This is a genomic window from Monashia sp. HAY1-5C, from assembly GCF_056755255.1.
This window is the reverse complement of sequence record NZ_JBPGXG010000177.1, coordinates 1-7,979: the sequence shown is the minus strand read 5'-3', so window position 1 is coordinate 7,979 and position 7,979 is coordinate 1. Positions and strand designations below refer to the sequence as shown.

Annotated in this window: 5 protein-coding genes and 1 pseudogene; 5 read left to right on the top strand and 1 reads right to left on the bottom strand. The window is 71.5% G+C overall.

Going from position 1 to position 7,979, the window contains the following annotated elements; all coding sequences use genetic code 11:
• Positions 1 to 273: MaoC/PaaZ C-terminal domain-containing protein (locus tag ACR9ZK_RS19600; protein WP_481343645.1), on the top strand; the 273-nt coding region annotated here is incomplete at its 5' end.
• A gap of 29 nt (positions 274 to 302) precedes the next feature.
• Here ACR9ZK_RS19600 and ACR9ZK_RS19595 read toward each other — a convergent pair.
• Positions 303 to 1,364, bottom strand: a complete 1,062-nt coding sequence (locus ACR9ZK_RS19595; RefSeq protein WP_481343644.1) for a hypothetical protein — start codon at positions 1,362 to 1,364, stop codon at positions 303 to 305.
• Between the two features lie 109 nt (positions 1,365 to 1,473).
• On the opposite strand from ACR9ZK_RS19595, the gene thrS reads away from it, so the two are divergent.
• From thrS to ACR9ZK_RS19575, 4 genes and pseudogenes are all read left to right on the top strand, one after another.
• Positions 1,474 to 3,459, top strand: a complete 1,986-nt coding sequence (thrS, locus tag ACR9ZK_RS19590; protein ID WP_481343643.1) for a threonine--tRNA ligase — start codon at positions 1,474 to 1,476, stop codon at positions 3,457 to 3,459.
• 148 nt (positions 3,460 to 3,607) lie between these two features.
• Complete coding sequence (locus tag ACR9ZK_RS19585) at positions 3,608 to 6,901, top strand: GH92 family glycosyl hydrolase (protein ID WP_481343642.1); 3,294 nt, start codon at positions 3,608 to 3,610, stop codon at positions 6,899 to 6,901.
• A 313-nt stretch (positions 6,902 to 7,214) separates the two neighbouring features.
• Positions 7,215 to 7,769 (top strand): HIT family protein, encoded by a 555-nt coding sequence (locus ACR9ZK_RS19580; RefSeq protein WP_481343641.1) that lies wholly within the window; start codon positions 7,215 to 7,217, stop codon positions 7,767 to 7,769.
• A 26-nt stretch (positions 7,770 to 7,795) separates the two neighbouring features.
• Positions 7,796 to 7,979: pseudogene (locus ACR9ZK_RS19575) on the top strand (phosphatidylinositol phosphate synthase); the annotation flags it as partial.

Genomic DNA, 7,979 nt, shown 5'->3' with positions numbered 1-7,979 from the left:
TGGAACCCGATCCACGTGCACGCGCTCATGGCCAGGCCGCTCGGTTTCCCGACCGCGATCGCGCACGGGATGTACTCGTACGCCAGGACGCTGGCCTCCCTCGGGCCCAGGCTTCCGCGGTCGGGGCTGACGAGCAGCGTGTGGTTCCGCAAGCCCGTGCGCCTGCCCTCGACGGTCCGGCTGCGCACGGCGTTCGAGGACGACTCGACGCTCTCGGTGCTGGAGTCGGCCACCGGCGACGTCGATCACGCGGTGGTGCGCAACACCTGGTGAGGCGTGGTGGCGGCCGGGGCGGCGCGACCTCACTCGTACAGGACGTACTCCGGCTGCGGCCGCAGCGCGAGGACCTGCTTCGCGGTCATCAGCGGTCCGGACCTGCGGTCCTCGTCGTAGAAGAGCTTGAACCCGGCGTGGACGGTGCGCGGCAACCGAGCCGTGAGCTCTCGGTACGTGCCCCGCTTGAGGTCCGGGTCGCCGATGCCGTCGACCGACTTGACGACGGCGACGCCCCGGTGAGCCCGGATGTCGTTCTCCGACCGGACGATCCGGGGCGCGAGCTGGTGGAAGACGAGCGCCTTGTCCGGAAGGTCGTGCGCGGTGACCACCTGCGACAGGTAGGCGGCGACGGCGTCGATCTCACGGCCCGTCGTGTGGCCGAAGGTGCGCATCGGCACCTCGCGCGGACCCATCGCCCACTCGGGGTCGAGCGCGACCCCGACGTCGGGCTCGGCGAGCCACCGCGCGTAGTGCCGCACCTCGTCGAGGAAGTCGGCGCGGCCGGGCTGGATGCCGAGGAGCAGGATGCCGCGCACCTTGCGGGCCGCCGCGAGGTACCGGGCGATGACGGCGTCGGACGTCCGGGTGCGGTAGAGGTCGTCGGCCCCGGGGTCGGCAGACACCATCGTGCTGATGAGCTCGAGGACGGGCAGGGCCCGGCGACCTGCCGCGAACCGGTCGGCGACGGACGCCGCCTCCTGCGCCCGGGCGTCGAGGTCGCCGATGCCGAGACGTCCGAGGGCGGGGGCCCCCGGATGTCCGACGTAGCCGACGAGGCGGTAGGTCGGGAACAGGGTGCGCCCGCCCCGCGGCAGCTGGTGGGAGGCGACCCCCGGACCGGAGTCCGATGCCGTCGGGCGGGACGTGGCGGGCGAAGAGCTCGGTGCCGGGTCGGACGACGATGCCGGACGGAGCGGGCCCGGGCCGCTGGCCGGCGGCGGGGCGCCGCATCCGGCCGCCAGCGTCGTCGTGGCGACGACCGTGAGCGCGAGGGCCCGACGGGCCGGACGTGGCCACCGCCGGCGCGCTGGGGCGGACCCACGGTCGTGGGGCCGGGGCCTGTCGAGAACCGTGTCGCTGGTCCGCATGGGTCATCGATACCCTTGATCGCGCCGTGACCCAAACGGCGTCCACCCAGGGAACACGAGGCGATCCGGCCGGCGACGGTCGGATCGCGCACGAGAAGGAGCACGCACCGTGTCTGCACAGATCACCGTCACCGTCGCCGGGAGCGAGCGAACGGTCGCGGAGCAGACGACGGCGGGTGACCTCTTCGAGGGCGACCGCTCCGTCGTCGTCGCCCGCGTCAACGGCCAGCTGCGCGACCTCTTCCACGTGCTCGCCGACGGCGACGTCGTCGAGCCGGTCCCGGTCGACAGCGAGGACGGGCTCGCCGTGCTGCGCCACTCCACCGCCCACGTGCTGGCGCAGGCCGTGCAGCAGGTCCGGGCCGACGCCAAGCTCGGCATCGGCCCGCCCATCCGCGACGGGTTCTACTACGACTTCGACGTCGACACCCCGTTCCATCCCGATGACCTCAAGGCCCTCGAGAAGGTCATGCAGAAGATCATCAACGAGGGCCAGACCTTCGCACGCCGGGTCGTCACCGACGCCGACGCCCTCGAGGAGCTCGCGGACGAGCCGTACAAGTGCGAGCTGGTCGGGCTCAAGGGCGGCAACGCCGAGGACGCGGCCGAGGGCGCCGGCGTCGAGGTCGGGGGCGGCGAGCTGACGATCTACGACAACATCCGTCGGGACGGCACCCGCGCCTGGGGCGACCTCTGTCGCGGCCCGCACCTGCCCAGCACCAAGGTCATCGGCAACGCCTTCAAGCTGATGCGCTCCGCGGCCGCGTACTGGCGCGGGTCGGAGAAGAACCCGCAGCTGCAGCGCATCTACGGCACGGCCTGGCCGACCAAGGACGATCTCAAGGCCTACCTCGACCGGCTCGCCGAGGCCGAGCGCCGGGACCACCGCCGCATCGGTGCCGAGATGGACCTCTTCTCCTTCCCGGACGAGCTCGGGTCCGGTCTCGTCGTGTTCCACCCGAAGGGCGGCGTCATCAAGCGCGAGATGGAGGACTACGTGCGGCGCCGGCACGTCGAGGAGGGCTTCGCCTACGTCGGCACGCCGCACATCTCCAAGGACGGGCTCTTCCACACCTCGGGGCACCTGCCCTACTACGCCGACACGATGTTCCCGCCGATGGAGCTCGAGGGCGCGAAGTACCAGCTCAAGGCCATGAGCTGTCCCATGCACAACCTCATCTTCAAGTCACGCGGCCGGTCCTACCGCGAGCTGCCGCTGCGCCTGTTCGAGTTCGGGGGCGTCTACCGCTACGAGAAGTCGGGGGTCGTGCACGGCCTGACCCGCGTCCGCGGCCTGACCCAGGACGACTCCCACTCGTACGTCACGCCCGAGCAGGCACCAGCGGAGATCAAGCACCTCCTCGACTTCTGCCTGGGACTCTTCCGCGACTTCGGCCTCGACGACTTCTACCTCGAGCTGTCGACCCGCGACACCGAGGGCGAGAAGTCGGCCAAGTTCATCGGCAGCGACGAGCAGTGGGAGGAGGCGACGGCCGTCCTCGAGAGGGTGGCCACCGAGTCCGGGCTCGAGCTCGTGGCCGACCCGGGCGGTGCCGCGTTCTACGGCCCGAAGATCTCCGTGCAGGCCCGCGACGCCATCGGCCGCACCTGGCAGATGTCGACGATCCAGTACGACTTCAACCAACCGGCGCGCTTCGGCCTCGAGTACCAGGCGGCCGACGGGTCGCGCCAGCAGCCGGTGATGATCCACTCGGCCAAGTTCGGCTCGATCGAGCGGTTCCTCGGCGTCCTCGTCGAGCACTACGCCGGTGCGTTCCCCGTGTGGCTCGCGCCCGTGCAGGTGCTCGGCGTACCGGTGGCCGAGGACTACGCCGACTACCTCGGCGAGGTACTGGACCGCATGCGCCGCAAGGGAGTCCGCGTCGAGCTCGACGCCAGCGACGACCGCTTCCCCAAGAAGATCCGCAACGCGAGCAAGTCGAAGGTCCCCTTCACGCTCATCGCCGGCGAGGAGGACCGGGCCGCAGGAGCCGTGTCCTTCCGCTACCGCGACGGGTCCCAGAAGAACGGGGTGCCGGTGGACGACGCGATCGCCGAGGTGCTGGCCGCGATCGAGAGCCGCGCGCAGGTCTGACCGCGACGGGATGCGCTGAGCCGCGGACCACTGTCCTGTCCGATGTCGTGTCGACTTCGGACAGGGCAGTGGTCACGGGTTGCCACACGGGACGCACGACACGAGTCTCGGGCGAGACACCGCCGTCGCCCCGTGAAGGAACGCTCTCATGCGCATCGTGCTCAGATCGCTCGGCACCGTCGTCCTCGCCGCCATGGTCCTCGGACCGGTGCTGCCCTCGGGCGCACCGCCGACGGCGGCGGCAGCTGCGGCGGCCGGCCAGACCCTCGTCGGGTCCGTCAACCCGTTCATCGGCACGCAGGACAACGGGAACACGTTCCCCGGCGCCAGTGCGCCGTTCGGCATGGTCCAGGTCAGCCCGGACACCGGGGGAGAGGGCGGCTACGACTACTCGCAGACGTCGATCTACGGCTTCAGCCAGACGCACCTGTCCGGCGTCGGGTGCCCGGTCGTCGGCGAGCTGCCCGTCATGCCCACGACAGGCGCGATCACGACCGTCGACGCCGCGCGCTACGCGTCCGCGTACTCCCACGCCGACGAGGAGGCGAGCCCCGGCTACTACCGCGTCGGGCTGCCGACCTATGGCGTGCAGGCCGAGCTGACGGCGACCGACAGGACCGGCTGGCAGCGGTTCACCTTCCCATCCGGCAAGGCCGCCAACGTGCTGCTCAACACCGGCAAGGCCAACATGCGCGTCTTCGACTCCGAGGTGCACGTCGTGGGCGACCGCGTCGTCGAGGGCCGCATCCACGACGGCAACTTCTGCGCCGGCAAGGACGAGCACACGGTGTGGTTCCGCGCCGAGTTCGACCGGCCGTTCTCGTCGTTCGGCACGTGGAGCGGCTCGACGCTGACGAACGGTCGCCGCGACACGTCCACCACGGGCGGCGGCAACGGCGCCGCGGTCACCTTCCCGACCGGCACGACGTCGGTGACGATGAAGGTGGGCCTCAGCTACACCGGCCCCGAGGGCGCCCGCGCCAACCTCTCGAAGGAGACCGGCGACGGGTTCGACTTCGACGCGACGCGCGCCGCCCTCACCCAGCGGTGGGAGCAGCAGCTCGAGCACGCCCGGGTCACAGGCGGATCCGACGAACGGCGCACGGCCTACTACACGGCGCTCTACCACTCGCTCATGCACCCGAACCTGGCCTCCGACGTAGATGGGACGTACCACGGCTGGGACGGCAGGACGCACGTCGCCGACGGCTACACCCCTCGCCAGAACTTCTCACTGTGGGACACCTACCGGCCACAGAACCAGCTGCTCGAGGTGCTCGCGCCTGACGTCGCCCGTGACTCCTACCTGTCGCTGCTGGCCATCGGCCGCGAGGGTGGCTGGCTGCCGCGCTGGGCCCTCGTCAACAGCGAGACGAACATCATGACCGGTGACCCGGTGACGCCGTTCCTCGTCGAGGGCTGGAGCAAGGGCTTTCTCGCCGGGTACGAGGAGCAGGCGTACGCCCTGCTCAGGCAGAACGCGACCGAGCGGCCGCCGGCCGACAGCCAGTACAACGGACGCTCCGGGCAGCACTGGTACGAGAAGCTCGGCTACATCCCGTTCGGCCTCCGCGTCGGCACCGACTGCGTGTCGCACGGTGGCGACAACGACTGCGCCCACCCGGCGTCGGCCACCATGGAGTACGCCGCGGCCGACGCGTCGCTCGCCATCATGGCCAAGGCCCTCGGGCACGCGGCGGACGCGTCGATGCTCACCGAGCGCAGCGGCTGGTACAAGAACCTCTGGGACGCCGGCACGCAGACCTTCCGCCCGCGGATGAGCGACGGCACCTGGCTCGACCCGTACGACCCGGTCGAGGCCTCGCACGCCTTCCACGAAGGCGGCTCCTACCAGTACCAGTGGCTGGCCCCGCAGGACCCCGCCGGCCTGGTGGAGCTGATGGGCGGACGCGCAGCCACGGAGAAGCGCCTCGACGACTTCTTCGCCTACGACAAGCTGCTCACCGACCCGGCCGGCACCGCGCGCACCGACTGGATCGAGGCGACGTACGCCTACTACAGCAAGCCGACGTACAACCCGAACAACGAGCCCGACCTGCTCGCGCCGTACCTCTACGCGTGGGTCCAGCAGCCGGCGAAGATCGCAACCGTGGCCCGTGCCGCGTTCACGCTCTTCACCGACGGGGCCGACGGCATGACCGGCAACGACGACCTCGGCACGATGAGCGCCTGGTACGTCTTCTCGTCCTGGGGGCTCTACCCGACGATGAGCGGGGCCGACTACTTCGTCGTCAGCTCGCCGCAGTTCGAGCGCGTCGACATCGACGTCGCCTCTCCGGCGACGGTGGGTACCGGTCAGGGCGGCCGCCTCACCATCACGGCGCCCGGCGTCTCCGACGCCGACCGCTACGTCCAGACCCTCACGGTCAACGGGACGAAGAGCACGAAGAGCTGGGTCGGCTGGGACGCCCTGCGCCGCGGCGGCACCATCGCCCACACGGTCGGCACGACGCCGAGCCGGTGGGGCACCACGCCCGCGGACGTGCCGCCCTCGGCCGTGCGGGCCGGACGCGACCCGCGCCTGTCGCTGTCGATGACGGCGCGCCCGAACCCGGTCGTCGTGCCCACCGGCGCCCGGCAGGCCCGCCTCTCGGTCGACCTCGTCGGACAGGCGCCCAAGAGCCTGCCCGTGCACGTCGACGTCGCGACGCCCCAGGGCTGGTCGGCCGCGGTCGGCGGCAGCGGTGACGCTGCCGCCGTGCTGCACAGCGACGGCGTCCCGGCCAGCGCGTCGGTGCCCGTGACGGTGACGCTGCCCGCCGGCCTCGGCGTCGGGACCCACGAGGTCCGGGTCACCGCCTCGGCGCCGGGCGTCGACCCGGTGACGAAGGTCGTCACGGTGCAGCTGCAGGAGGCTCTCGAGTGCGTGCCCGGTGCCGCCGGCTGCGCCGTCGACCTCGGGCAGGCCCGCAACCACGACGGCACGGCGACGGTGTCCGCGCCGAGCGAGGGCAACTTCGACGGCAGCGGCTGGAGCTACGACGCCGCCCTGCTGCCGACGGGTGCCACGTGGGACTGGAACGGCGTCACGTACGCCGCGCCGGTGACCTCGGGCACGACGCCGAACTTCGTCGAGGCCCGGGGACAGACGATCCTCGTGCCCGCGGCGAGCCGGAGCGCGGTCCACGTCGTCGGGGCGACGCACAACGGCGACGTCTCGACCGCTCTGCGCCTCGCCTACACCGACGGCACGGTGCAGTCGGTGCCCATCTCCCTCACCGACTGGGCTGCCGGCAGTGGGCACAACGGCAACCAGGTCGCCATCGCGATGGACCACCGGATCAAGGGGGGCTCAGGCGTCGACGGGCCGCCGGTGCAGCTCTTCGGCGCGACGGTGGCCGCCGACCCGAGCAGGCAGCTGCAGTCGGTCACGCTGCCGGGCGACGACCGCTTCGAGGTCTACGCCGTCACGCTCGGCTGACGTCGACCGCTCGCGGGTCCGGCGCCGTCGCGCGCCGGGCCCGCGCACAGCCGGACCTGGTCGCCTCGACTCCTTGCGCGGCTCCGGCTCGTGGCCGAGACTGTTCGCACCTCGGCCCCGCGGCTCTCACACCCGCGGGGCTGATCTGCGTCGGTCCTGCGCTCGAACCGGCGTCCGTCCGGCATCGGACCGGACGAGGCGTGTCGATTTCTGCCTGCCCGACCGAGACGATTCAATGGTCGCAGGCCCTGCGGTGTGTGAGACCGCAGGGCCGCTGACGTCCGGCAACCCCGCAGTCCTAGGATCGACATCCATGACGGAGCAGGGGAGCGCGCCCGAGCCGGCCGAGGACTTCGCCCGCGTCGACGACGGCTTCGAACGGCTGTGGACCCCGCACCGGATGGCCTACATCCTGGGCGACCGGCCGACCGACGAGGCCGGCACCGACTGCCCCTTCTGCGCGGCGCCGGGCAAGCCCGACGCCGAGGGCCTCGTCGTGCACCGCGGCCGGAGCTGCTACGTCGTCATGAACCTCTTTCCCTACAACCCCGGCCACGTCCTCGTCTGCCCGTACCGGCACGTCTCCCTCTACGTCGACCTCACCGACGAGGAGACGCACGAGTTCACGGCGCTGACCAAGCAGGCCGTGCGCGCGCTCGAGGCCGCGTCGGGCCCGCACGGGTTCAACCTCGGCATGAACCAGGGTGCGGTGGCCGGGGCCGGGGTCGCGGCGCACCTGCACCAGCACGTCGTGCCGCGGTGGAGCGGCGACTCGAACTTCCTGCCGATCGTGGCCCAGACCAAGGCCCTGCCCGTGCTGCTCGAGGAGACGCGCGCGCGCCTCGTCGCCGCCTGGCCCGAGGGCTGAGCGGCGGTCAGTACGCTGTCACCACCATGCTCAACAGACTCCTGCGCGCGTCGCTGACCAAGGTCCTCGGTCCGATCGCCCACCTCTTCCTCCGGCTCGGCATCAGCCCGGACGTCGTCACGATCGTCGGAACGGTCGGGGTCTGCGTGGGAGCCCTCGCGTTCTTCCCGCGTGGACAGATCTGGGTGGGGGTGCTCCTCATCACCGCGT

What these genes read in the sequence shown, in the direction of transcription:
- ACR9ZK_RS19595 (WP_481343644.1), bottom strand. Translation starts at nt 1,364, where the DNA reads ATGCGGACCAGCGACACGGTTCTCGACAGGCCCCGGCCCCACGACCGT.
- ACR9ZK_RS19585 (WP_481343642.1), top strand. Translation starts at nt 3,608, where the DNA reads ATGCGCATCGTGCTCAGATCGCTCGGCACCGTCGTCCTCGCCGCCATG.
- ACR9ZK_RS19580 (WP_481343641.1), top strand. Translation starts at nt 7,215, where the DNA reads ATGACGGAGCAGGGGAGCGCGCCCGAGCCGGCCGAGGACTTCGCCCGC.